Consider the following 23,835-nt stretch of genomic DNA (forward strand, 5'->3'; position numbering starts at 1 on the left):
GTCCGCAAGGGTCCGGCCTTGGCGCATAAGAGGCGAGAGATGAGTTTTCTTGGGGTAGAGCAGTCATTGACAGGGCGGCGTTGGGTTGGCCCCAGCGCCGAGGTAGAGCGCGCTGCCGAGATGATGACGCAACAGGCAGATCTGCCACGCGCGGTGTGCCAGGTTCTGGCCCGACGCGGCGTGCCCGCGATGGAGGCACGCGGCTTTCTGGAACCCAAGCTCAAGGAATTGTTGCCCGACCCGCGCGCGATGAAAGACATGGAGATTGCAGCGGCACGCTTTCTGGACGCCGTTCGGCATCGCCAGAAGATCGCAGTGTTTGCAGATTATGATGTCGACGGCGGCAGTTCCGCTGCGTTGCTGCTGGTCTGGTTGCGCCAGATGGGATTGCAGGCGACGCTATATGTGCCTGACCGGATCGATGAAGGATACGGCCCCAACGTGCCCGCCATGCAGGAACTGGCGGCGGCGCATGACTTGATCATATGCGTCGATTGCGGGACGCTAAGCCATGATCCGATCGCAGCGGCCAAGGGTGCAGACGTGATCGTTCTGGATCATCACCTTGGAGGTGAGACGCTGCCAGATTGCGTCGCTGTCGTGAACCCCAACCGTCAGGACGAAAGCGGCGATCTGGGATACCTGTGTGCTGCGGGCGTTGTGTTTCTGATGCTGGTCGAAGCCGGGCGCCAATTGCGTCAAGCAGGCGTAAAGGGTCCGGATCTGATGTCGATGCTGGATCTGGTGGCGCTGGCCACTGTGGCTGACGTTGCACCTCTGATCGACGCCAATCGCGCTCTGGTTCGGCAGGGGTTGAAAGTGATGGCGCAGCGACAGCGCCCCGGCCTTGTGGCCCTGTCCGATGTTTCGCGCATGGATACCGCGCCGAACAGCTATCATCTTGGGTTTCTGCTTGGTCCTCGCGTGAACGCAGGCGGGCGGATCGGTCAGGCTGATCTGGGCGCGCGGTTGCTAAGCACGGAGTCCCTGCACGAAGCGCAAGCTTTGTCCGAACGTCTGGACGCCTTGAATACCGAACGTAGGGACATTGAAAACGCGGTGCGCGCCGCTGCTGTGGAACAGGCCGAACACCGCGGCCTAGACGCGCCATTGGTGTGGGCGGCTGGCGAAGGCTGGCACCCCGGTGTGGTCGGGATCGTAGCCTCTCGCCTGAAGGAAACCGCCAACCGCCCCGCCATCGTGATTGGCTTTGATGGGGACGAAGGCAAAGGCTCGGGCCGGTCGGTTTCGGGCGTTGATCTGGGGGCCTCGATCCAGCGCCTTGCCGCCGAAGGGCTGTTGGTCAAAGGGGGCGGTCACAAGATGGCGGCGGGTCTTACCGTGATGCGCGACAAGCTTGAACCCGCAATGGAGCGCTTGAGCGAGTTGCTGGCCAAGCAGGGTGCCGGTCAGGGCGGCCCAGCCGATCTGAAGCTGGACGGCGCGCTTATGCCCGGTGCGGCAACCGTTGATCTGATAGAACAGGTTGAACAGGCGGGGCCATTTGGGGCCAGCGCCCCTGCCCCACGCTATGCTTTGCCAGACCTGCAGGTGCGCTTTGCCAAACGAGTGGGGGAAACCCATCTGAAGCTTTCACTGGCCGATGGAATGGGTGGTGGCCTGGACGCAATTGCCTTTGGTGCCTTTGACGGCCCGATGGGCGAGAAATTGTCAAATCACGGCGGTGCACGCTTTCATTTTGCGGGTCGGCTTGAGGTGAACACATGGGGTGGGCGACAATCCGTACAACTTCGGCTGGAGGATGCGGCAGAGGCCAATTGATGCTCTGCGCTAGAGGCCCAAAAAACTTTCACATCCCTGCATTTTTCCGCTTGCGGGGGTCACGGTGAAACCGTAAAAGGCCCTCCACAAGCCAGCGTGGCCCGTTCGTCTATCGGTTAGGACGCCAGGTTTTCAACCTGGAAAGAGGGGTTCGATTCCCCTACGGGCTGCCACTTGTGCTTGTGCCACTACCAAATGGCCCGTTCGTCTATCGGTTAGGACGCCAGGTTTTCAACCTGGAAAGAGGGGTTCGATTCCCCTACGGGCTGCCATTTCCTTCGCTAACTTACGAACTTTTCGCGACACAGGTCTTCGATCTGAGTCCAGATCGATTTGTATTCCGGTGTGTTTTCCGCTGCATAATGGAAGTTCTTCATCAGCCCGGTCAGCTGCGTGAACACCTGCCGTACTTCGGCTTTGTCCGAGAAGGCCGCCGTGGATTGTGTGACATCATAGACAAGCTTGAACGTCATTTTCTGCCGCTCCAGCGGTACGGTCGCATCAACCTTGTCGAAGGCGTCCTGCTGCAGATAGACCATGTCAACAAACAGCGCTTTTTGCTGGGTGACAAAGTCTTCGATCGTGACACCCTCTTCCCCCGTGACCTGCATCATCTGGTCAACCTGTTCGCCCCTTTCGATCAGAGCGATCAGGTCGCGCACTTTATCCGTCCAGCCCGGTTCGGCGTTCTTGTCGTACCAATCCGACAACTGGTCGGTGTATCGAGACCAACTGAGCATCGGATCAACCGCCGGATAAAAGCGTTTATAGGCACGCTCGGACGACAGACCGAGGAAGCACTTGACCGTCGACAGGGTGGATTGGGTTACCGGCTCGTCAAAGTTGCCGCCCGCAGGTGAAACCGTTCCGATCAGCGTCAGGCTGCCCAGATCACCGTCATTGGTTTTCAGGGCCCCTGCGCGTTCGTACAACCCTTTGATTGAGCTTTCCAGGTAGGCGGGGAACCCCTCCTCGCCGGGTATTTCCTCAAGCTTGCCTGATGTTTCCCGCATGGCTTGCGCCCAGCGGCTGGTGCTGTCGGCGATCAGCAATACGTCATAGCCCATCTGGCGGTAGTATTCGCCCAAGGTAATTCCGGTGAAGATAGATGCCTCGCGCGCTGCAACCGGCATGGATGAAGTGTTACAGATGATTATTGTCCGATCCATCAGGCTGCCGCCCGTGGTTGGATCGGTCATCTTCGGGAACTCTTCGATGGTTTCCACCACCTCCCCTGCCCGTTCACCGCAGGCCACAACGATCACGATATCGACCTTTGCGTTTCGCGCGATTAGGTTCTGCAATACGGTCTTGCCCGCCCCGAACGGTCCGGGAATGCAAGCGGTTCCACCGCGGGCAATCGGGAAGAAGGTGTCGATCAGACGTTGCGAAGTCAGAACAGGCTCGGTCGGATACAAGCGCTCGGACAAAGTGCGTTTCAGGATGTTTTCCGGCAATGGCCGTCGAACCGGCCATTTCTGCGATAGGGTCAGAGTATGCTCACCACCGTTCTCGTCTTCCAGACGGGCCACAATGTCATGGATCGTGGCCGCGCCCTTTTGTACCCAGACCACCTTGTACGTGCCGGACCAATTGAACGGCAGCATGATCTTGTGGCTGAAGTGGCCTTCGGGCACTGTCCCGATACTATCCCCGGCGGTTACTGTGTCGCCAACCTTGACCGAAGGCGTGAAGGACCATTTCGCCAGCTCATCCAAGGGCGCCACATCTGCACCGCGCGGCAGGAAGGTGCCAAATTCGGCGGCCAATTTGGGCAGAGGCGATTGCAACCCGTCAAACACCTGCCCCAATAGTCCCGGCCCCAGCTCAACCGACAGCAACTGACCCGATTGCTCAACCGGATCGCCAACGGCCACACCGTCGGTACTTTCATAGACCTGTACGTCTGCGGTATCTCCACGTACACGCAACACCTCGGCTTTCAGACGTTCCTGACGCCCACCGGGACCGGGGCGCGATGGCAGGATGAACACCACTTCGTTTTTGACCAATTGGCCGGGCTGACCGGTCGCGTCAGGGTTGGCTTGTATTTGCACAAGCCCTTCCTGAACCGAGACGACCCGTGCGGTCGAGGTTTGCTTAGCTGAGGTTGGGGCTGTCATGCGCTTGCTCCCTCAAAATCAATATCGGCGACATCGGCCATGGCCTGCTGCGCCAGTTTCTCAAATCGCTTGGCCGCTTCGGTGGCGCTGCTTTGCGCCCAGCGGTCAAAAATATTCCAGATTAGGACGTAGATTGCGACCGCCTCAAAATCGAACATGTGGCGGGCTGCGTGTCGTTTGAGTTGCTTTTGGCTGATCGATAAAAGCAGACGTTCCAGCCCAAGCGGATCTTCGTCTTCGAGCAATTGGTGCGCCTCTTTCAGCCACGGCGTGGGCGTATCCAACCCAAATGTAGGATCGGTCCAATGGGTTGGAATGTGGCGGCTCCATCGCCCGACACCGAATGAACCTGTAGGCGCGGGTTCTCCGCGTTTTCTCAGGCGCAGTGCTGCAACAACCGAGCGGAGTTCCATGCGTTCCATGAAGAGTTTGCGCAAGGTGGGCTGTGGTATGTCCTTCAACGCCTGTTTACAGCGCTGGATCGCCTGAAAGTCTGTGACATCCATGTCATAGGCGCTCCAACTCAGCGTGTGCTCAAGAACATTCAAAACCTTGGCATCATCCGCTGTCAGAGCCGTCAACCGACGCTCGAGCCTGATACGCGAAAGCGGAGGCTGTTTGGCAACAAACAAGCGCTCCGACCCCGGAAGACTGCACATCAACGCAATATAGGCGTCCTGTTTTGACATCTCAGCGGATGACCCCTTCCAACACGGCACGAAACCGGGGTTGCAGATGTTCCATCAACAACGAAGCCACCGCCTTGTCGGTCAGGTCCAGAACCACGCCCTGATCTTCCGCCCGCACGCGGATACCTTCCTGATTGTCATCGGTTGTGTGTAGTTCAACATTCTCGCGCAGCATCTTCGCCGTCAGTCCAAGAACATACTTCGTCAACTTACCAGACTGAATGTCATCCGCGTTTTGCTTGATGTCTTCCTGCGTGGCGACTTTGGCAGGCAAAATGACCTGAACCTTACCGTGAAGATTGACCCCCTCACTGGCCCGACCCACAACCTCAAGGATCATTTGCCTAAGAAGCTCAGGATCGGACATCTCTTTGGTCACAAGGCGTTCAACGTCTTCTTTGAAGCGATCTGTCAAACCGGCCTTCATGGTCAACACGGCATCCCGCATCGCGGTGTTCAACGCCTCCTCACCCGCTGCACGGTAATTGTCGGATTCTGTGCGGGCTTTCTTTTTGTACTCATCGGCTTCGTGTTTGGCATCTGACAGAATGCGCGCGGCCTCGGCCTTGGCGTCTTCGCGCAGCTTTTCGGCTTCGGCCTGACCTGCGGCAACCCCATCGTTGCGCAGCTTGTCGATCAGGGCATCAACGCCATATGAAATTGCTCCGGTCTGTGCCATCAGCTGATCCCCGCGCTAATGACCAAGGCGAATACAAAGGCAAAAACACCAAAGCCTTCGATGATCGCAGCCGGTGCGAGCGCGAGGCCAAAAATTTCGGGCTTTTCCTTGGTGGCGTTGATTGCCGCTGCACAGGCCCGACCTTGCCAGATACCGCAATACATCAGTGCAATGCCGGACAGGATGCCAATGCCGAACAGCCCCCCTGCGTTTTCCGGCGTCACAGCGCGGTTCAGGGTGAACATGATGACAATCCCATAGATCACCATCGTGGACGGAAAGGCCGAAACGCCGACGAAACGACCATAGCCGCCTTCGGTTTCTGTCATGGCTCCGATACTGGCCATCCCCGCAATCGAACAGCCAATGGCGCTTGCCGCAGCCCCCAACGCCATAGGCGCGTAGATGCCCAGCCAACCCAGTGTAAGAACAAGCTCATTCATTCCTGAACCTCCTTGCGGGCAAACGGACGAAAGACGATGCCTTCATCCGGCAGACCCCATTTAAAGAATTCGATGTAATTGAGACGTAAGCCGTGGACGACGCCGCTCATCATAGCGAGGGCGAAATTCAAAACGTGACCAATGATCAGGATCAGCAACCCAAACAGAATGCCCGGCCCCTTCAGCGCCTGCATGACGGAAACGGCCAGATCGTTGAACGTGATGGCCAGCGATGCCGAAGCAAGTCCCAGCGCGAACAGGCGCATATAGCTGAGCACGTCGCCAAAAGCGCCCATTGCTCCGGCAAGGCTTTGCACGCCCTCAATCAGACGCCAGATCCAGTCTGTCGGCTTTTGGATGATCCGCTCGCTGGAAAACAAGACAATGGCCACAACGCCAAGGATCAGGATCGCCGACCCCGGCACAGGTGATTTGCCGCTCATATAACTGAGCCACAATACAAACCCGCCGATCAAGGCAGCAATCCAACCCAGATTGGCAATCGCCTTGCGTTGCCCCCATGCCGCGCGGGCCGCAAGTGCGTTGGCAAGAACCAGATGCAAGACGCCAACCACAATCGACACCATCATCATGGCCCCGAAATTGTTCAAATCCAGTACCTTGAGCTTGGCAATGACCGACCCCTCGGGCGGAGCCACGCCAAAATAGCTGCCAACCAAAATACCATACAGGATCGTCGCCCCCGAAATGATCAGCCCGTAAAGCCGCCAAGACCGTTGACCCGCAGTCCCGCCCATTCGCTTCCAGAACAGCAAAAGACCCAGCAGGATTACGGCGCCGTATCCCGCATCTGCCACGATCATCGCGAAGAAGAACGCGAACGAGGCTGCGACGATCACGCTGGGGTCCCAGTCCTTATAGCCAGGCACTTGATAAAACAGCGCCAAGTCCACCGCAGCATTGCGTTTTTCTGGCTGTTCTAACAACGTGGGCGGGTTATCTTCCGGCCCCGGTTCTTCGATCAGAACTGCCGCATCTTTTGCTTTCGCCAATTCCAATACAGCATCCACCCGATCTTCGGGGACCCACCCCTGCACAGCAAACATCGCCTCATCGTCGCGCACCTTTTGCGTAGCATGGGCCAGTTCGGCGGCGCTTTCTGCAACGGACAGGTTCCGGCGCATCAAGGTCAGGTAGCGGGTTTGCGCCACGCGCTCAGCCTCAAGCGCTTCAAGCGCGATTTCGGCCTCCTCCAGTTGCGCCTCAAGCTCGTGAATGGGTAACGAACCCACATGCGTACGCGGGATCGGAAGAATGTCATCCTCGGGTTCGTCGGGTGAGATTAGAACCGCATAAAGAAACCGGTGATCTTCTTCCAAAATCGCCCATGGCAGTTTGACGCCAGACAGAGTTTCACGGTGTTTCAGTGGCAATTGATAGAACCACAGCCGATTGCCTGCCAACACATCCGTTGGCGGGAAGTCCAGATCACCCCACGGACGCACTTGGGCGATACGATGCGCCAGAAAGTCCCGCCGGTCCATCGTATCCCGTGTGCGCTGTATGAGGTCAGTCACCTCATGCACAAAACGGTCCATGTCAAAATCGGGGTCTCGCTGAATCTGGCGCCGTGGCTCGGGAACTTCTGCGAGGAAACGCAACGCCTTATATGCTTCTCTTGCACCACGCTCGCTGATCTTTTCAGGTTCGTTTGGTGGCGGAACAAGCGGCAGAACATGCATACAGCCTAGGTCTTGCAGCGCCTCAAGCGTATCCGCCTTGTGCGCTGCAGGCCCGACCAGAGACATCTTCTTCAATCGCGCGACGCTCATGTCAAAACCTCTCGCGCGTGTTTGCGTTTGGAGATTTTTGACCGCACGACCGCCTGCATCTGTTCGTCACTCAGATAGATGCGGATCTTCTTGATATTGGCCTTGGCACGGGGGATCAGAACTTTTTCGAACAAGTTGACCCGCTGGGTAATCGTGGCCACGGCCTTGTCGAAAATACGCACGCGCTCCTCAGCGATTTTAACCCGCAGGCGCGCTTCGATCATGTCGTGCAACAACTGCGCGGCGGCATCAACCCAATGAGGTTTGGCCAGTACCGAATAAGGACGCACAACAACTTCGATCCGGTCAAGGTCAGGCATCTTGACGCCAACCACGTTGACCTCTTTGACCTTGTAATCCTTAAGCTCAACCAACCCGTCCAGATCGATACCCTGCTGGGCCAACATAGGAAGCTTTTCGCCCACCTGCTGCGCTAGGGCCTTAACCTCATGCTCAAGGCGTTTGACGTCCTCGCGCGCCTTCACCCGTTCGGCCATCAACTGCTGACGCTTCAGGTCCAGCGACGGCAGGAACCGCTCATAGCTTTTCAGCTGCGTCTGCTGGCGCGCCAGTGACGATTTATTCAGCTGCAACCGCGCCATTGGCATCCTTTGGGAAATACTTGTCGATCAAGGCCTGCTTCATCAGCAACTGTTCCGGCGCAAAGCACTCGGCCAGCGTTTTCCAGCCAAGATCCAACGCGTCTTCAAGTGGGATCGAGACGTTAATGTCCATGAACCGCGACCGGAACAGGGCGCCAAACTTCAGCAACTGATAGTCGTAGTCAGACAAATCAAACGCCATCGCCTGTTTTTGCGCGGCATCGCGACTTTCGGAATAGAATCGGATCATCGTATTCATGATCTGCCCGTGATCTTCGCGCGTGGTCTTGCCGATTACATTCTGCTTTAGGCGCGACAGGCTGCCGAACGGATCAATCACCCCAGAGTGGAGATAGAACTGGCCTTCGGTAATGTAGCCGGTGTTGTCCGGCACTGGATGGGTCACGTCGTTGCCGGGCATGGTGGTCACGGTTAGCACCGTGACCGATCCACCCTTGGCATAATCGCAGGCTTTCTCGTACCTGCGTGCCAGCTGCGAATAGAGATCACCCATATAACCACGCTGCGAGGGCACGCGTTCCTGACTTATCCCCACTTCTTTCATTGCATCGGCATAAGCTGTCATGTCGGTCAGCAGAACAAGCACGCGCTTGCCCTCCTCTACCGCGAATTTCTCGGCCACCGCCAAGGCCATGTCAGGGACCAACAACCGCTCGACCAGAGGATCCATCGCCTGATTGACGAACATCACAGTGCGCGAGAACACGCCCGCATCCTCGAACGACGTGCGGAAGGTGTGGTAATCATCAAAGATCAAACCCAGACCTCCGAAGACGACAATATCCGCATCCGCCTGGATACCGATTCGGCTGAGGAAGGCGTTGAAGGGTTCGCCCGAGACCGAAAAGATCGGGATTTTCTGGCTTTCGACCAGCGTGTTGAACACATCGATCATCGGTACATCAGTGCGGATCATCTTGTTTGGCACAGCCCGTTCCGCCGGGTTCACGGTAGGTCCGCCAATGTCGATTCGGGGTTCAGAAGACAAGTCTGGTCCACCGTCAATCGGCACACCTGCGCCATCAAAAACCCGCCCCAGAATGTTGGCCGAATACGGCGTTTGCATCGGATGGCCCAGAAAGGTCGCCGTCGCCTCGGTCGAGATTCCTTTGGTCCCGGAAAACACCTGAAGCGTCACAACATCCCGGTCGATGAAGATCGCCTGTGCCAATGTTTTACGGCCGTCTACGGTCTCGATCACTGCAAGGTCGTTGAACCGAACCGCAGGGTTTCCATCGCCCTCAACCGGCACCCGAACTTTGATCGTGTCCCCCACAATTTCCAGAACTCGCGTGTACTTCAACAGGCTTCGGGACATTACACATCCTCGCTGGTTCAAGTTGTTTTTTGCAAACCGCGCCGCGTCGTTCACCGGCATTTTTTATAATAACAACCCTAGCTTACAACGAATTCACAATTTGGCAAATGAGTTCGATTTCACCCGCCCTCGGATGCCCGAGCGTCAATTACTAAAAATTTAGTTTGACACATGCGCGACAAATCGCTGATGCTGTCTGGCATCCGGTTACCGCCGGAAACCATAATCTTTGGGAGGAGACAGATGCGGAGACATCTACTTTCCGCAGTGGCGGCGGCTGCCGTCATTGCGGGGCACGGTTCTGCTTGGGCCGACGAAGCCGCAGCACAACGTTGGATCGACGACGAATTCCAGCCATCAACCCTGTCGAAAGACGAACAGATGGCCGAGATGCAGTGGTTCATCGAAGCTGCACAACCTTATGCTGGCATGGAAATCAACGTCCTGTCCGAGGGCATCCCGACCCATTCCTATGAGTCCGAGGTTCTGACCAAGGCGTTCGAGGAAATCACCGGCATCAAGGTAAACCACCAAATCCTCGGTGAAGGTGAAGTGGTTCAGGCTGTTCAGACCCAGATGCAAACGGGCCGGAACCTGTATGACGGCTATGTCAACGACAGTGACCTGATCGGTACCCACTCACGCCTGCAACTCGCCTATCCGCTGACCGACATGATGGGTGGTGACTGGGCGGCGACAACATCGCCGACTTTGGATCTGGATGACTTCATGGGCATTCAGTTCACGACCGGCCCGGACGGCAAGCTGTATCAGCTGCCCGACCAGCAGTTTGCGAACCTGTACTGGTTCCGTAAGGACTGGTTCGATGATGAGGCCAACAAGGCTGCGTTCAAGGAAAAGTATGGCTATGACCTGGGTGTTCCGGTCAACTGGTCGGCCTATGAGGACATTGCTGAATTCTTCACCAATGACGTGAAAGAAGTCGACGGCGTGACGATCTATGGCCACATGGACTATGGCAAACGTGCGCCTGACCTTGGCTGGCGTATGACCGACGCCTGGCTGTCGATGGCCGGTGCCGGCGACGTAGGCGAACCGAACGGTGTTCCCGTCGACGAATGGGGCATCCGCATGGAAGCGGGAACCTGTAACCCTGTTGGTGCGTCCGTGTCACGCGGTGGAGCGGCGAACGGTCCGGCTGCGGTCTACGCGATCCGCAAATGGGATGAGTGGCTGCGGGCCTATGCGCCTCCGGGTGCGGCGTCTTATGACTTCTATCAGTCGCTACCGGCACTCAGCCAAGGCAACGTGGCTCAGCAGATATTCTGGTACACCGCCTTTACGGCCGACATGGTGAAGCCGAAGTCCGAAGGCAACAACACCGTGGATGACGAAGGCACGCCGCTGTGGCGGATGGCACCCAGCCCGCACGGCCCCTATTGGGAAGAAGGCCAGAAGGTTGGTTACCAAGACGTGGGTTCGTGGACCTTCCTGAAATCGACCCCTGAGGATCGAGCTCAGGCCGCGTGGCTCTATGCTCAGTTCGTGACGTCCAAGACTGTTGACGTGAAGAAGTCCCATGTGGGTCTGACCTTCATCCGCGACAGCTCGGTCAATCACGAGTCGTTCACCGAGCGCGCACCCAAGCTGGGTGGTCTGGTCGAGTTCTACCGCTCGCCTGACCGTGTGGCGTGGTCGCCGACCGGCATCAACGTTCCGGACTATCCGAAGCTGGCCCAGATCTGGTGGCAGCAGATCGGTGACGTGAACTCGGGTGCGTTCACCCCGCAAGAGGCGATGGACCGTCTGGCCGAGGAAATGGACATCACCATGGCCCGTATGCAGGCCGCGGATGAAAGCGCCGGTGTCTATGGCGGCTGTGGTCCGCGCCTGAACGAGCCGCAGGATCCGTCCTTCTGGTTGGAAAAAGCAGGTTCGCCCAAGGCCAAGCTTGAGAACGAAAAGCCGCAAGGCCAGACCGTCAACTATGACGAACTGGTTCAGCGCTGGCAGTCTCAGTAAGCCAAAAGCAACCGGGGGTGCCGCGTCAGGCATCCCCACCCCAATGCCAGTGCAATGCACTGAAGGACCGGAACTCACGGACATGATCGAACTTCAAGACGCCACCAAACGGGTTGGCAATGTCATCCATATCAAACCTACGAACCTGACGCTGCAGACCGGCCACTTCAACGTGCTGCTCGGCGCGACGGGATCGGGCAAGACCTCTCTGATCAAGATGATGGCCGGGCTGGACCCGATCGCCTCGGGCAAGGTCTTTATGGATGGGCAAGACGTGACCCGGCTGAACACGCAAAAGCGGCAGATCAGCCTGGTGCACCAATTCTTCGTGAACTACCCGCATATGACTGTTTTCGACAACATCGCCTCGCCCCTGCGCGTGGCTGGCATGGCGAAATCCGAGATCGAAGGGCGCGTGGAAGAGGCCGCTGACCTGCTGCAACTGCGCCCCATGCTACACCGTCGCCCGCATGAGCTTTCGGGTGGGCAACAACAACGCACCGCGCTGGCTCGGGCCATCGCGAAAGAAAGCCGCGCCGTGTTCCTGGATGAGCCGCTGGCCAACCTTGACTACAAGCTGCGCGAAGAACTGCGCGAACAACTGCCCGACCTGTTCGCAGGACGCGGCGCAGTGGTGGTTTACGCCACCTCGGAACCCGAAGAGGCCCTTTTGCTGGGCGGATACACTGCCTTGATGGAAGATGGCCGCGTGACTCAATTCGGTCCAACCGCAGACATTTACCGCAACCCCGAAAACATCGCCGCGGCGCGCGTTTTCTCGGATCCGCCAATCAATGTCGCACGGATCACCGTAGCCGGTGCTCAGGCGCAGTTGGCCGGAGGCGGCGGATGGGCCGTCTCAGATATGGCTGATGGGGATTACATGGTCGCCGTGCGCCCGCACAGGGTGACTCCATATCGGACATCTGATGCAGATGTGGAACTGACAGGCCGAGTGATCGTGACAGAACTGTCCGGCTCTGACTCCAGCGCGCATTTTCGGCACGGATCGGATGACTGGGTGTCGCTGGCTGCTGGCGTGCACCCGTATCAGGTCGGCGAGGATCACAGTTTCTACATGAACCCGGCACATTGCCGGTATTTCAGCCAAGACGGCAAAAGGGTGGCCTGACATGGCACAGATCAAGCTTTCAAACCTACGACACAGCTACATGCCCGCGCCGAAAGGCCCCGAGGACTATGCGCTGAAAGAAATTGATGTGACCTGGCGCGATGGTGGGGCATACGCTCTGCTCGGGCCGTCGGGCTGCGGCAAGTCAACGCTGCTGAACATCATATCCGGCCTTCTTACCCCCTCGGAAGGTCGGATCCTATTTGATGACCGGGACGTGACGGCGCTGCCCCCCGATCAGCGCAACATCGCACAGGTGTTCCAGTTCCCGGTGATCTACGACACGATGACCGTGGGCGAAAACCTGGCGTTCCCACTCAAGAACCGGGGCGTCGATGCAGCGACGATCAAGCGTCGCGTCGATGAGATCGCCGAGATGCTGGATGTCACAGACATGCTGAACACCCGCGCCAGCGGCCTCAGCCCGGACAACAAGCAGAAGATCTCGATGGGGCGCGGTCTGGTCCGTGATGACGTGAATGCGGTCATGTTCGACGAACCGCTGACAGTGATTGACCCGCATCTGAAATGGAAACTGCGGTCCAAGCTGAAAGAGCTGCACCAGCGCGTAAAAGCCACCATGATTTACGTGACCCACGACCAGACCGAAGCGTTGACCTTCGCCGACGAAGTGGTCGTCATGCAAGAGGGCGAGGTCGTGCAGATTGGCACCCCGGTCGAGCTGTTCGAGCGGCCCCAACACACATTCGTCGGCCATTTCATCGGCTCACCGGGCATGAATGTTCTGCCCTGCGAGGCCAAGGGTGACCGCGCGGTCTTCGAAGGACACGAGGTCATGCTGGAAGGTCCAACCCTAGGCGAAGGTGGCCGCACCGATCTGGGTATTCGCCCGGAATACATAAGCTTTGGCGAAACAGGCGTCCCCGCGCATGTGACCAAAGTTGCGGACATCGGTCGTCACTATGTGGTTAGCGCCATGGTCGGAGACACGCCGGTAAAGGCGGTGGCGGAACACAACGCGCCCAACCCAGGCTCGCATGTCTTCCTGCAATTCAAACCAGAACAATCCCGCGTCTACCGTGACGGCTGGATCGCAACTCAGGAGCGGGCGCAATGAGAACGGAAAACCAAAAGGCCTGGTTCTTTGTCCTGCCAGTGCTGGCGCTGGTCGCGTTCAACGCGCTGGTGCCGATGATGACAGTGGTCAACTACTCGGTGCAGGAAACCTTCGGCAACAACCAATTCTTCTGGGAAGGATTGGGCTGGTTCGAACAAATTCTGCGCTCGGACCGGTTCCAGGCCGCCCTCGGTCGGCAATTCCTGTTCACCTTCCTGATCCTGATCATTGAGGTCCCTCTGGGCATCATCGTGGCCCTGTCAATGCCACGAAAAGGCTTTTGGGTGCCGGTCTGTCTGGTCCTGATGGCACTGCCCATGTTGATCCCATGGAACGTGGTCGGCTCGATGTGGAACATCTTTACCCTGCCCAAGATCGGCCTGCTGGGATACTTCTTGAATGATGTTTTGGGCATCAACTATGACATGACGCAACAGCCGATCTCGGCCTGGATCACTGTGATTGTCATGGATGTCTGGCACTGGACATCACTGGTTGTGCTGCTGTGCTACGCGGGCCTCGTGTCGATCCCGGATGCTTATTATCAGGCAGCCAAGATCGACGGTGCCAGCCCATGGTCGGTGTTTCGCTATATTCAATTGCCCAAGATGAAGACCGTCCTGACCATCGCCGTTCTGCTGCGCTTTATGGACAGTTTCAACATCTACACCGAGCCCTTCGTCCTGACCGGCGGCGGCCCCGGCAACTCAACCACCTTGCTGTCGATCGACCTAGTTAAGATCGCGCTGGGACAGTTCGACCTTGGCCCTGCAGCCGCGATGAGCCTGATCTATTTCGCCATCACGCTGCTGGTTTCTTGGGTCTTCTACACACTGATGACAAAGGATGACGCGGAATGAAAAAGCGGTCCCTTATCCCGATCCTCTATATCGCGTTCCTAATGCTGCCGATTTATTGGCTGGTGGCCATGTCCTTCAAAACGACGAACGAGATCTTGTCGGGCTTTTCCCTGTTTCCCCAGACCTTTACACTGGAGAACTACATCACCATCTTCACCGATCCGACGTGGTATTGGGGCTATATCAACTCGATCATCTATGTGACGATTAACACGGTGCTGTCGGTCTGTGTGGCACTACCTGCGGCCTATGCGTTCTCGCGCTATCGGTTCCTGGGGGACAAGCAATTGTTCTTCTGGCTGCTGACAAACAGGATGGCACCAGCTGCGGTGTTCGCGTTGCCGTTCTTCCAACTTTATTCCTCCATCGGGTTGTTCGACACGCATCTGGCAGTGGCGCTGGCGCACACATTGTTCAACGTGCCATTGGCGGTCTGGATTTTGGAAGGCTTCATGCGAGGCATCCCGAAAGAACTGGACGAAACAGCCTATGTCGACGGCTATTCCTTCCCGCGCTTTTTCGTGACGATCTTCCTGCCCAACATCAAAGCGGGCGTCGGCGTCGCAGCCTTCTTCTGCTTCATGTTTTCATGGGTGGAAATGCTGTTGGCCAAAACCCTGACTGCAGTCGAAGCCAAACCCATCGCCGCTGTGATGACCCGCACCGCCTCAAGCGCGGGGTATGAGCTGGGACTGCTGGCCGCCGCCGGGACGCTGACCATCATCCCCGGTGCCATCGTCATCTGGTTTGTCCGCAACTACATCGCGCGCGGTTTCGCGATGGGCCGAGTGTGAGGTTCGATATGCGTAAACTTCTATTCACCCTCCCCTTCCTGCCCACCATGGCTGTCGCCCAGCAAGCGGGTTGGGGCAATGTCGGCCAGCAAGAAGAAAAGGGCTTTTCCTGGACCGATCCCCTCTGGCCCGATTTCTGGATGGCATGGACGCCAGCAACTCTGGCCTTGTTCGTCGGTATCTTTTCGGCCATCGCCCTGATCGGCTTGCTCGAAGGTTTCAAGTACCGCGACGGGATCGAACGGCGTGGTGTGCTGGGGCTGACAACCACATTGGGCGACCGGTTGTTCATCACTTTGCTTGGCTCGGCCTATATCTTCCTCGCTTGGTTGGGATTTGTCGGGCAACCGGTCTGGACGCCACTTTTCCTGTCCATCGGCTGGGGTATCTTCGTCTTCTGGAAAGTTTAAGCTTTGCGAAACAGCGAAAGGATGCTTGTCTGTCAGGCATACTAAACATGACGGCACCGAGATCGATGCGAAAGAAAAAGACGACAAATCTGCTGACCGAGGTCGAACTGGAGTTCATGAACGAACTCTGGGCCCTCGGGGAAGGCTCGGTGCGCGATGTCCTGGACCGCCTGCCCTCAGACCGCAATCTGGCCTACACGTCCGGTGCCACGATTCTGCGTATTCTGGATGAAAAGGGTTTTGTGGAAAGCCGTAAGTCAGGAAAAACCCTGATCTATACGCCGCTTTTGGAAAAGGACAGATATCAGGCCCGTTCGCTGCAAAACCTGTCCCGCACCTTGTTCGATGACACGCCTGCCACGCTGGTGGCAAGGCTCGTCGATGATGCGGGGCTGAGCGAAGCCGACCTGGAGGATATTCGAGCGCTGGTAGAGAGGAGACTGCAAAATGACAGCGGTTAGACCGGTTCTCGACGCATATATCGAACTCAACATTGTGCTGGCATTGTCGGCGGCCATCTGGTTGATGGCACGCGTCGCCCTGACCCGCACGACCCTGCGCCATGGCTATGTCGCACAGCTACGTGCACTCAAGGTGCTGTGCGTTTGTATTCTGATCAGCCCCTTTCTTGCATTGGGCGTATCGTCTTTGGCCGCTCACGCATGGCCGGGGGGCGCCGTCGCCCTTGGTGACATAGCGGTTGCCGCTTATCTACGCGGTGATATCGCCATGCCTGCCGTGCAATTTGAGGCCCTGCTGAATACACGTGAAAGATGGGTTGATCTTGCTTTGTCAGGACAGCAGCCCGTTTTCATCTCACTCGCCGCCCTATTCGCTGTCGTCGCAGTTGTATATGCCGTTCGAGCTTTTCGGGACGCTGTGATGATCCGGCAAACGGTCAAGTCCAGTTTCCTTTGGCGGAAATCGACAAAGGTGGATATCCGCCTGTCGGATCGCATCACCGTACCGTTCGCGGTGCGCGGCCTGCGCCGCCGTCACGTCGTTCTGCCAAGCCATCTTCTGGACACACCGCGCGAACTACGCTTTGCGCTGGCCCACGAGTTTCAGCACATTCGTGCGGGCGATGTGGAATGGGAACTCGGCTTTGAACTTCTGCGCCCTCTGCTGTTCTGGAACCCCGCATATCTGATGCTCAAGTACCAGTTCGGCCGCTTACGTGAACTGGCATGTGACCAATCCGTCGTTGAACGCAAAAGGATTGATGCGCGTGAATACACCACGTGTCTGCTGGACTATTGCGCGCGCACGCTTTCGACAAGAAATCCGCGCGTCTTAAACGTTGCCTTTGTGACCGGTGGAAAAGCCAAACGCGTGCTTCGCCAACGTGTCATAGCATTGACGGATGCACAGCCCGCAGAAGCCCCCCTACCGGCGCTGTTCCTTGGTATGTCACTGACCTTCGCCATCCTTTTGGCGCTGGGTGCGGCTTCGATCCAGCAAACTCAGGACTGGAGTCATGATCGCCTTATGCTGTCGACGGTGGTCAATCTGGAACGTCTTCAGGCGCGCAATCAGGGCAACTGATGCCGCTGCCTCACCAGCCGCGACGCCCGAACAGGGAATGAATACGACCCTGATCCACAAAAGGTTCGGGCGCATGTGACCGGCCCAAGCGCGCCACCACACGCTCGACCATAACCCAGCTGATTATGGCGAAAATGACGCCGCCAAATGCTTGTCCCAACAGAACACCAGATGCCCCCGCGAGATTTGATCCGATGGTTGCGAAAACCCACGTTCCAATCGTGTGACGCCCCCAATTGATCCATGTGGAATAAACCGGGTGCCCAAGGTTGTTGAAACTGGCATTCGAGACGAAAATCACGCCGTTGAAAAACGAGGCCAGCGCCAAAGGCCCGCAGAACAGATAAATCAGAACTCGTGTTTCCCCTTGGGCCGCGAACAAGTCTGCAATGGGTGCGCGAAGCAGAAACAAGATCGCGGCCATGCCAAGAACATAAAGTGCGGTGAATTTGATCCCGGCCAGAAAAGCGGCGCGTACCCGGTCAATCTTCTCGGCCCCGAAATTTTGCCCGATGATTGGCCCTATTGCGCCTGACAGGGCAAAGATGACCGAAAAGGCCACTGGCAATAGTCGACCAATGACGGCCATACCCGCCACCGCATCGGTTCCGTATTGGGCGATCTCTCGCACTATGATCGCATTCCCGATGGGCGTGGCCACGTTTGTCAGAACGGCAGGAATTGCGATGGCGCGAACCGGACGCAAGTCCTGAGCCACCTGTTTCAAAGACGGGCGCGCAAACCCTTGATGAACCCGCAGCGCAGGCCATAGCGCCGCCCCCAACATGCACAGCCGCGCCAGAACCGAGGCTATTGCCGCCCCATCCAGCCCCAGCCCCACGGCAAAGATCAGGATCGGATCCAGAACCGCATTCACCACGCCGCCATAGATCGTGGCCATCATCGACCGCCGCGCATCGCCATGGGCGCGTAATACGGCCATGGCCGCCATAGCAATCGACATGACGCACATTGTTGGCAGGATGATCGAGACATAGCGTGTGGCCAGCTTCAGAACCTCACCTTCTGCGCCAAGCAATGACAGCAGGTGACCAAGGTTCAACAAAACCAGAACGGGTACGACCAACCCGACGATCAAACCCAGCACCGCTACACTGGACGCATAATGCCTTGCCTGTTCGGCCCGCCCCGCACCCAGTTCCCGCGCAACCAGCGCCCCGGCAGAAATCGAAAGGCCGATATTGATCGCATTGGTAAAAAACAACAGCGTTCCAGCGTAACCCACCGCCGCCGCCAGCGCGTCGTTGCCCAGCATCGAAATGAAGACCATGTCTACAAAGTCGACGGCAAAAATTGCCATCAGCCCGATGCTTGTCGTCAACGACATGCGGGTGACATGCCGCATCAGACTGCCGCTCAGGAATACGGCTTCGGTTTGAGATTGGTTGGACATTCTAACCTGTGGTGGTCGGTGTGTTATCTCGCCAGCATCACAGATCACCGCCACGCGTCAACGGTTTCGTTCCGATCTTTGTGGTCGCGGATAAACACCCGACGCAACCCGCCATCCCGTTTTGCCATCCACAGCCCCATGAGGACGTGTTAGAACTGCCCAAGCACCTATTGTCCGAGGCGAGGCAGAGCATGAAACTGGAATTCCACCACATCAACTTCGTGGCTGATGATGTTGATCGTATGCATGATTTTTATACTAACGTGCTGGGTCTGGATGATATTCCGCAAGACAATTTCCCACGTACCGAAGCCGACAAAGACAGCGGCTATGACGGCAACATCCGCTTTGCGACCGAGGGCAACATGCAAATGCATCTGGCCGAGCGCAGCTTTGACGTAGCCTTCAAGAACGGGCGGGTGATTAACCCCGTCGAGCGTGGCCACATCGCCTTTCGCACCGATGATCTACCCGCCTTCCTGAAGCTGCTGGATGAGCGCGGCATCCCCTATTCAGACTATGGCACAACGTTTGCGAAAGAATGGCATCAGGTGTTCTTTCACGACCCCGAAGGCAATGTGATCGAAGTCCATCAGCAGGTCGTTCAGGACGACTGATCCGCAAAGGGCGGAGCCAACCGCCCTCTCCCGGACACTGGCTCTCAGACAAATCTGTTGACGTAGTTTTCCAGTATTTCTTGACGCCCTGATCTCGGCTGCGGATTGATCCCTTCGTCCAGAACCCGCGCGGAAATCTCGTCCAGGCCCGAAGCTAGCATCGCTTGCGCCTCGGGCGTCTTCCAGCCTGCATAGCGGTCCGTCAGCGCCTGCTCTAAACCGCCATCTTCAAGCATTGCAGCCGCTGCTTTCAGACCTCGGGCACAGATATCCATCCCGCCCACATGCGCGGCAATCAGATCTTCGGCGTCGATGGATTGTCTGCGCAGCTTGGCGTCGAAATTGGTGCCGCCCGAGGTAAACCCGCCTGATTTCAGGATGTGGTAATAGGCCAGCGCGACTTCGGGCGTGTTGTTAGGGAACTGATCCGTGTCCCAACCCGATTGATAGTCGTTCCGGTTCATATCGATTGAGCCCAGCATACCTTCAGCTGCGGCCACGGCGATTTCGTGCTCAAAGCTATGCCCCGCAAGGATCGCGTGCCCCTGTTCAAGGTTCAGTTTGACCTCATCCTCAAGCCCATACTTACGCAAGAAACCGATGCAGGTGGCCGCGTCAAAATCATACTGGTGCTTTGACGGTTCCTGCGGCTTGGGCTCAACAAGGATCGCGCCTTTGAACCCGATCTTGTGCTTGTACTCGACCACCATGTTCAGGAACCGGCCCATATGATCCAGCTCGGTCTTCAAGTCAGTGTTGAGCAGCGTCTCATACCCTTCGCGTCCGCCCCAAAGAACATAGTTCTCGCCGTCCAGCTTGTGGGTGGCGTCCAGACAGGATTTCACCGTGGCCGCAGCAAAAGCATAGACATCCGGGTCAGGGTTTGTGCTGGCGCCGCCCATCCAGCGGCGATGGCTGAACATATTAGCCGTGCCCCACAGCAGCTTGGTGCCCGACAGCTGCATCTTTTCACCGATATAGTCGGTGATCTCGTTCAGTGTCCGCAGATTGTCCGCAAAATTCCCCTGCTCTGGGCGAATGTCTGCATCATGCCAGCAGAAGTAAGGCTGCCCCAGAATCTGAAACATCTCAAAGGCCACATCGGCCTTCATCTTGGCCCGCCCCATATCGTCTTGCGGGTGCCAGGGGCGTTCGAAAGTGGGGCCGCCAAACGGATCCCCGCCCTCCCACGCGAACGAATGCCACCAAGCCACGGCAAAACGCAGGTGATCCTCCATGCGTTTGCCCATGACGATCTCGTCCGGGTTGTAGTGACGGAATGCGAGCGGGTTCTTACTGCCCTCGCCCTCGAATTGGACCTGCTCGATCCCTTGAAAGAAACCGCTCGTCATCTCGTTTACCTCATTCCGTCTTTTCGCCGGGCTTCTTGCCCAGAATGATCATCGACAACAGGTCGTCATCAGTGACATCAGGGATGTCCACGGTACCAACCAGTTGCCCGTTCTTCATGACCGAGGCCCGGTCGCACAGCTCCATCACCGCGTGCACATCGTGGTCGATCAGGAAAATCCCGATGCCTTGCGCCTTTAGCTGTTGGATCAGGTCCGCCACCATTTGCGTTTCATGAGGACCCAACGCTGCCGTAGGCTCGTCCATGATCAGGATGCGTGCGTTGAAATACACCGCGCGTGCAATGGCCACCGATTGCCGCTGACCACCCGACAGGGCCGAAACCGGGTCGTTGAACTTCTGAAAGTTCGGGTTCAGCTGCGCCATGATCTTGCGGCATTCAGCCTCCATCGCGGCATCGTTGACCAGACCAAAGGGCGTGACCATCTCGCGCCCCAAAAACAGGTTCGAGCTTGCATCCAGATTGTCCGCCAGCGCCAGCGTCTGATAGATCGTCTCGATATTGTTGGCCCGCGCGTCACGCGGATTGTTGATCTCAACCTTCTTGCCATCAATCAGGATTTCACCATGGTCCATCTGATAGGCGCCCGAAAGCACCTTGATCAGAGTGGACTTACCGGCCCCATTGTGGCCCAAGAGGCCCACAACTTCGCCCGGGTACAGATCGACCGAGACGTGGTCCACCGCCTTGATGCCCCCGAAAGAAATCGAGATATCGCGCATTTCCACAAGCGGAGGCTGGCCGGAGCCACGGCCCGATGCTTGGTTCTGTGTTTCTTGAGCTTGCATCATTTCGCCCCCAGACGTTTGCGATAGACGATGTCGATATAGACGGCCAAGACAAGAACAGAGCCGACGACGATGTTCTGAAACGGCGCATCAACGCCGACCATGGCCATACCAGATTGCAGCGCCTGCATGATCAGCGCGCCAAGGATTGCGCCATAGATCGTGCCGATACCACCCGACAGAGCGGTTCCACCGATCACTGCCGCAGCAATCACGCGCAGTTCATCCAGCGTGCCAATATCGTTCGAGTGGTTGGCCAGACGGGCCGAGGCCACAACCGCTGACAACGCACACAAGAACCCCATCAGAGCAAAGATTTTGACGGTCATCATCCGGGTGTTGATACCCGACAACTCTGCCGCGTCCGGGTTGCCGCCAGTGGCAAAGATATAGCGGCCAAAGCGGGTTTTGCGGGCTACAACCGTCAATGTCACGGCCACCAGGATCAGGATCAGGACCGAGATCGGAATGCCGTAGCCAACAATCAGCCCCTCGGGCATGGTCTCACCCCGCGCTTCGAACATCCGTTCCAGACGGCGGGTCGGGATCGCATAGCTGTTGACAATCAGGACATAGCCCATGATGGCGATGCCAATGATCCCAGCCAGTGTCGTTTCGGCCCAAACAGGTTTCACAGGAAACCCATGGGCGGCTTTGGACCGGCGGCCGCTCCACAACGCCCAGATCGCAATAGCAGTGGCGGCAAGGCCGAACAGAAGGCTGACGGTTGTTCCCAACGTGCCGTTTGTCCCCCCGAACATCAGGAAAGTGCTGTCCAGCGGACCGATTGTCTGGCCATCGGTCATGTACCAGGCCACGTTGCGCCAGACCAGAAAACCGCCAAGCGTCACAATAAAGGCTGGAATGGTCAGGTAGCCCACCATCCAACCGTGAAACGCGCCGATCAATGTGCCCACCACAAGGCCCACAACCAAAGTGATCGCCCAGGTCGCCGGGTGGTTCAAACCCATTCCCAATACGTTGGGCAACAGCTCGGTCTGGGTCATCGCCATGACAGCAGATGTGGTCGCCAAAAGTGCGCCAACCGACAGGTCAATGTGGCGCATGACGATAATGAACACCATACCACACGCCATGATCGCAACCGAAACGGTCTGGATCGACAGGTTGAACAGGTTTCTGGGTGTCAGAAAACGGCCATCCGTTACGATGTTGAAGCCGATGCACAGGATGATGAAGGCGCCGATCATGCCCAATAGCCGCATATCTAGTTCCAGCTGCTGGAACAGGTTGGCCTTTGCTTTTTGGGGTACCGGCTGAGACGAAGTTTCGGTCATATCCGATCTTTCATGTTCAGCTATGATCTCTGGCCCACCCTTGCGGGCCAGAGACGTTGTGATTTGGAACTTGGTTTAGTTACAGGGCGCAGGGCCGTTTTCGACGCCCTGGCACAGGTCTTCCAGCGGGATCCAGCCCGCGTCGACCACAACGGTCAGGTTGTCTTTTGTGATCGGCACAGGCGCCAGGAAGACAGAGTTCATCTCGGTGCCGCCGGGCGAAGTCCAGCTGATCGCGCCTTCGACATCTGCAGGGCTGGTTCCGCTGCTCAACGCAACCGCGATTTCACCGGCAGCTTTGCCCAGCTCACGTGCGTCTTTCCAGACCGAGACGGTCTGCGTACCCTTGGCAACACGGTTCAGCGCCGCGTGGTCACCATCCTGGCCCGAGACCGGAATACCGTCCATGCCTTGTGCGGTCAGTGCAGCAACAACGCCACCAGCAGTACCGTCATTCGAGGCGACCACAGCATCAACGTTGTTTTCGTTGGCAGTCAGGATCTGTTCCATGTTGCGTTGCGCGTTCGCAGGCAGCCAGCCGTCAGTATAAGCCTCACCCACAATCACGATGTCGCCACTGTCAACAGCGCCCTGGATAATCTCTTGCTGACCACCACGCAGGAAATCCGCGTTGGGGTCGGTGGGCGAACCCTTGATCATCACGTAATTACCCTTGGGCATCGCGTCGAATACCGCGCGCGCTTGCATCCGACCAACTTCGACGTTGTCGAAGGTCAGATAAAACGCACGGTCATCTTCGATCAGGCGGTCATAGGCAATGACTGGAATGCCTTCGTCAGCAGCGGCCTGAACCGCCGGACCAATGGCCTGAGAGTCTTGCGCCAGAATGATCAGCGCATCAACGCCCTGGGCAATCAGGCTCTCGATATCCGACAACTGCTTGGCCGAGGATGATTGCGCATCCGACGAAATGTATTCGGCTCCACCCGCCTCAAGCGCGGCTTTGATCGCGGCTTCGTCGGTCTTCCAACGCTCTTCCTGGAAATTCGACCAGCTGACGCCCACAACAGGTTCGGCAAAAGCGGCCGTACCCATCAACACCGCCAAAGCGGAAGCGCTGAGAATTCTTTTCA

General features: G+C 57.4%; 22 protein-coding genes and 2 tRNA genes. 12 read left to right on the top strand and 12 right to left on the bottom strand.

Annotation, left to right across the window (positions count from 1 at the left end; genetic code table 11):
* Positions 1-39 precede the first annotated feature (39 nt).
* From recJ to GS636_RS12235, 3 genes are all read left to right on the top strand, one after another.
* On the top strand, positions 40-1,782 hold the full coding sequence (gene recJ, locus GS636_RS12225) for a single-stranded-DNA-specific exonuclease RecJ (protein WP_171669651.1): 1,743 nt from the start codon (positions 40-42) through the stop codon (positions 1,780-1,782).
* 98 nt (positions 1,783-1,880) lie between these two features.
* A tRNA-Glu gene (locus GS636_RS12230) sits at positions 1,881-1,955 on the top strand.
* A gap of 24 nt (positions 1,956-1,979) precedes the next feature.
* Positions 1,980-2,054: transfer RNA gene (locus tag GS636_RS12235), tRNA-Glu, on the top strand.
* Positions 2,055-2,063: 9 nt separating this feature from the next.
* Here GS636_RS12235 and GS636_RS12240 read toward each other — a convergent pair.
* Genes GS636_RS12240 through GS636_RS12270 form a run of 7 tightly spaced genes read right to left on the bottom strand, consistent with a single transcriptional unit; the run spans position 2,064 to position 9,450 of the window.
* Positions 2,064-3,905, bottom strand: coding sequence for a V-type ATP synthase subunit A (locus GS636_RS12240; protein ID WP_171669652.1), 1,842 nt, complete (start codon positions 3,903-3,905; stop codon positions 2,064-2,066).
* Positions 3,902-4,594: a hypothetical protein gene (locus GS636_RS12245; RefSeq protein ID WP_171669653.1), complete on the bottom strand. Its 693-nt coding sequence runs from the start codon at positions 4,592-4,594 to the stop codon at positions 3,902-3,904. Before GS636_RS12245 ends, GS636_RS12240 begins: the two co-directional genes overlap by 4 nt.
* A gap of 1 nt (position 4,595) precedes the next feature.
* Complete coding sequence (locus GS636_RS12250; RefSeq protein ID WP_171669654.1) at positions 4,596-5,273, bottom strand: hypothetical protein; 678 nt, start codon at positions 5,271-5,273, stop codon at positions 4,596-4,598.
* Positions 5,273-5,716 carry an ATP synthase subunit C gene (locus GS636_RS12255; protein WP_171089197.1) on the bottom strand — a complete coding sequence of 148 codons (444 nt, stop codon included), beginning with the start codon at positions 5,714-5,716 and terminating at the stop codon, positions 5,273-5,275. The genes GS636_RS12250 and GS636_RS12255 overlap by 1 nt, the downstream gene beginning before the upstream one ends.
* The gene (locus tag GS636_RS12260; RefSeq protein ID WP_171669655.1) at positions 5,713-7,509 is read right to left on the bottom strand and encodes a V-type ATP synthase subunit I; all 1,797 of its coding nucleotides are present in this window, start codon (positions 7,507-7,509) and stop codon (positions 5,713-5,715) included. Before GS636_RS12260 ends, GS636_RS12255 begins: the two co-directional genes overlap by 4 nt.
* Positions 7,506-8,111 (bottom strand): V-type ATP synthase subunit D, encoded by a 606-nt coding sequence (locus GS636_RS12265; RefSeq protein WP_171182583.1) that lies wholly within the window; start codon positions 8,109-8,111, stop codon positions 7,506-7,508. The genes GS636_RS12260 and GS636_RS12265 overlap by 4 nt, the downstream gene beginning before the upstream one ends.
* The gene (locus GS636_RS12270; protein WP_171669656.1) at positions 8,089-9,450 is read right to left on the bottom strand and encodes a V-type ATP synthase subunit B; all 1,362 of its coding nucleotides are present in this window, start codon (positions 9,448-9,450) and stop codon (positions 8,089-8,091) included. The genes GS636_RS12265 and GS636_RS12270 overlap by 23 nt, the downstream gene beginning before the upstream one ends.
* A 243-nt stretch (positions 9,451-9,693) precedes the next feature.
* Here GS636_RS12270 and GS636_RS12275 point away from each other — a divergent pair, with 243 nt between their 5' ends.
* From GS636_RS12275 to GS636_RS12310, 8 genes are all read left to right on the top strand, one after another.
* Positions 9,694-11,433, top strand: a complete 1,740-nt coding sequence (locus GS636_RS12275) for an ABC transporter substrate-binding protein (RefSeq protein WP_171089189.1) — start codon at positions 9,694-9,696, stop codon at positions 11,431-11,433.
* A gap of 82 nt (positions 11,434-11,515) precedes the next feature.
* Positions 11,516-12,565, top strand: a complete 1,050-nt coding sequence (locus tag GS636_RS12280) for an ABC transporter ATP-binding protein (protein ID WP_171089187.1) — start codon at positions 11,516-11,518, stop codon at positions 12,563-12,565.
* 1 nt (position 12,566) lies between these two features.
* Positions 12,567-13,643, top strand: a complete 1,077-nt coding sequence (locus GS636_RS12285; RefSeq protein ID WP_171089185.1) for an ABC transporter ATP-binding protein — start codon at positions 12,567-12,569, stop codon at positions 13,641-13,643.
* Positions 13,640-14,503, top strand: a complete 864-nt coding sequence (locus tag GS636_RS12290) for a carbohydrate ABC transporter permease (protein WP_171089183.1) — start codon at positions 13,640-13,642, stop codon at positions 14,501-14,503. The genes GS636_RS12285 and GS636_RS12290 overlap by 4 nt, the downstream gene beginning before the upstream one ends.
* Entirely contained in the window at positions 14,500-15,297 is a 798-nt protein-coding gene (locus tag GS636_RS12295) for a carbohydrate ABC transporter permease (RefSeq protein ID WP_008759087.1), read from the top strand. The genes GS636_RS12290 and GS636_RS12295 overlap by 4 nt, the downstream gene beginning before the upstream one ends.
* An 8-nt stretch (positions 15,298-15,305) precedes the next feature.
* Positions 15,306-15,707: a DUF2160 domain-containing protein gene (locus GS636_RS12300; protein ID WP_171089179.1), complete on the top strand. Its 402-nt coding sequence runs from the start codon at positions 15,306-15,308 to the stop codon at positions 15,705-15,707.
* Positions 15,708-15,772: 65 nt separating this feature from the next.
* Positions 15,773-16,168, top strand: coding sequence for a BlaI/MecI/CopY family transcriptional regulator (locus tag GS636_RS12305; protein ID WP_171089177.1), 396 nt, complete (start codon positions 15,773-15,775; stop codon positions 16,166-16,168).
* Entirely contained in the window at positions 16,155-17,252 is a 1,098-nt protein-coding gene (locus GS636_RS12310; protein WP_171669657.1) for a M56 family metallopeptidase, read from the top strand. The genes GS636_RS12305 and GS636_RS12310 overlap by 14 nt, the downstream gene beginning before the upstream one ends.
* A 10-nt stretch (positions 17,253-17,262) precedes the next feature.
* Here GS636_RS12310 and GS636_RS12315 read toward each other — a convergent pair whose 3' ends face one another.
* Positions 17,263-18,666 carry an MATE family efflux transporter gene (locus GS636_RS12315; RefSeq protein WP_253762757.1) on the bottom strand — a complete coding sequence of 468 codons (1,404 nt, stop codon included), beginning with the start codon at positions 18,664-18,666 and terminating at the stop codon, positions 17,263-17,265.
* Between the two features lie 191 nt (positions 18,667-18,857).
* Between GS636_RS12315 and GS636_RS12320 the strand changes: the two genes are divergently transcribed.
* Positions 18,858-19,283, top strand: coding sequence for a VOC family protein (locus GS636_RS12320; protein WP_171182575.1), 426 nt, complete (start codon positions 18,858-18,860; stop codon positions 19,281-19,283).
* A 44-nt stretch (positions 19,284-19,327) separates the two neighbouring features.
* On the opposite strand, the gene xylA is transcribed toward GS636_RS12320, so the two are convergent.
* The 4 genes from xylA to xylF all read right to left on the bottom strand — a co-directional run bounded on the left by xylA (position 19,328) and on the right by xylF (position 23,797).
* On the bottom strand, positions 19,328-20,635 hold the full coding sequence (gene xylA, locus GS636_RS12325) for a xylose isomerase (RefSeq protein ID WP_171669658.1): 1,308 nt from the start codon (positions 20,633-20,635) through the stop codon (positions 19,328-19,330).
* A 10-nt stretch (positions 20,636-20,645) separates the two neighbouring features.
* Positions 20,646-21,443, bottom strand: coding sequence for an ATP-binding cassette domain-containing protein (locus tag GS636_RS12330; RefSeq protein ID WP_171174927.1), 798 nt, complete (start codon positions 21,441-21,443; stop codon positions 20,646-20,648).
* Positions 21,443-22,741, bottom strand: coding sequence for a sugar ABC transporter permease (locus GS636_RS12335; protein WP_171182571.1), 1,299 nt, complete (start codon positions 22,739-22,741; stop codon positions 21,443-21,445). Before GS636_RS12335 ends, GS636_RS12330 begins: the two co-directional genes overlap by 1 nt.
* 75 nt (positions 22,742-22,816) lie before the next feature.
* Positions 22,817-23,797, bottom strand: coding sequence for a D-xylose ABC transporter substrate-binding protein (xylF, locus tag GS636_RS12340; protein ID WP_371732105.1), 981 nt, complete (start codon positions 23,795-23,797; stop codon positions 22,817-22,819).
* Positions 23,798-23,835: the final 38 nt, after the last annotated feature.

This window comes from Ruegeria sp. HKCCD4884 (genome assembly GCF_013110855.1).
Classification (GTDB): Bacteria; Pseudomonadota; Alphaproteobacteria; order Rhodobacterales; family Rhodobacteraceae; genus Ruegeria.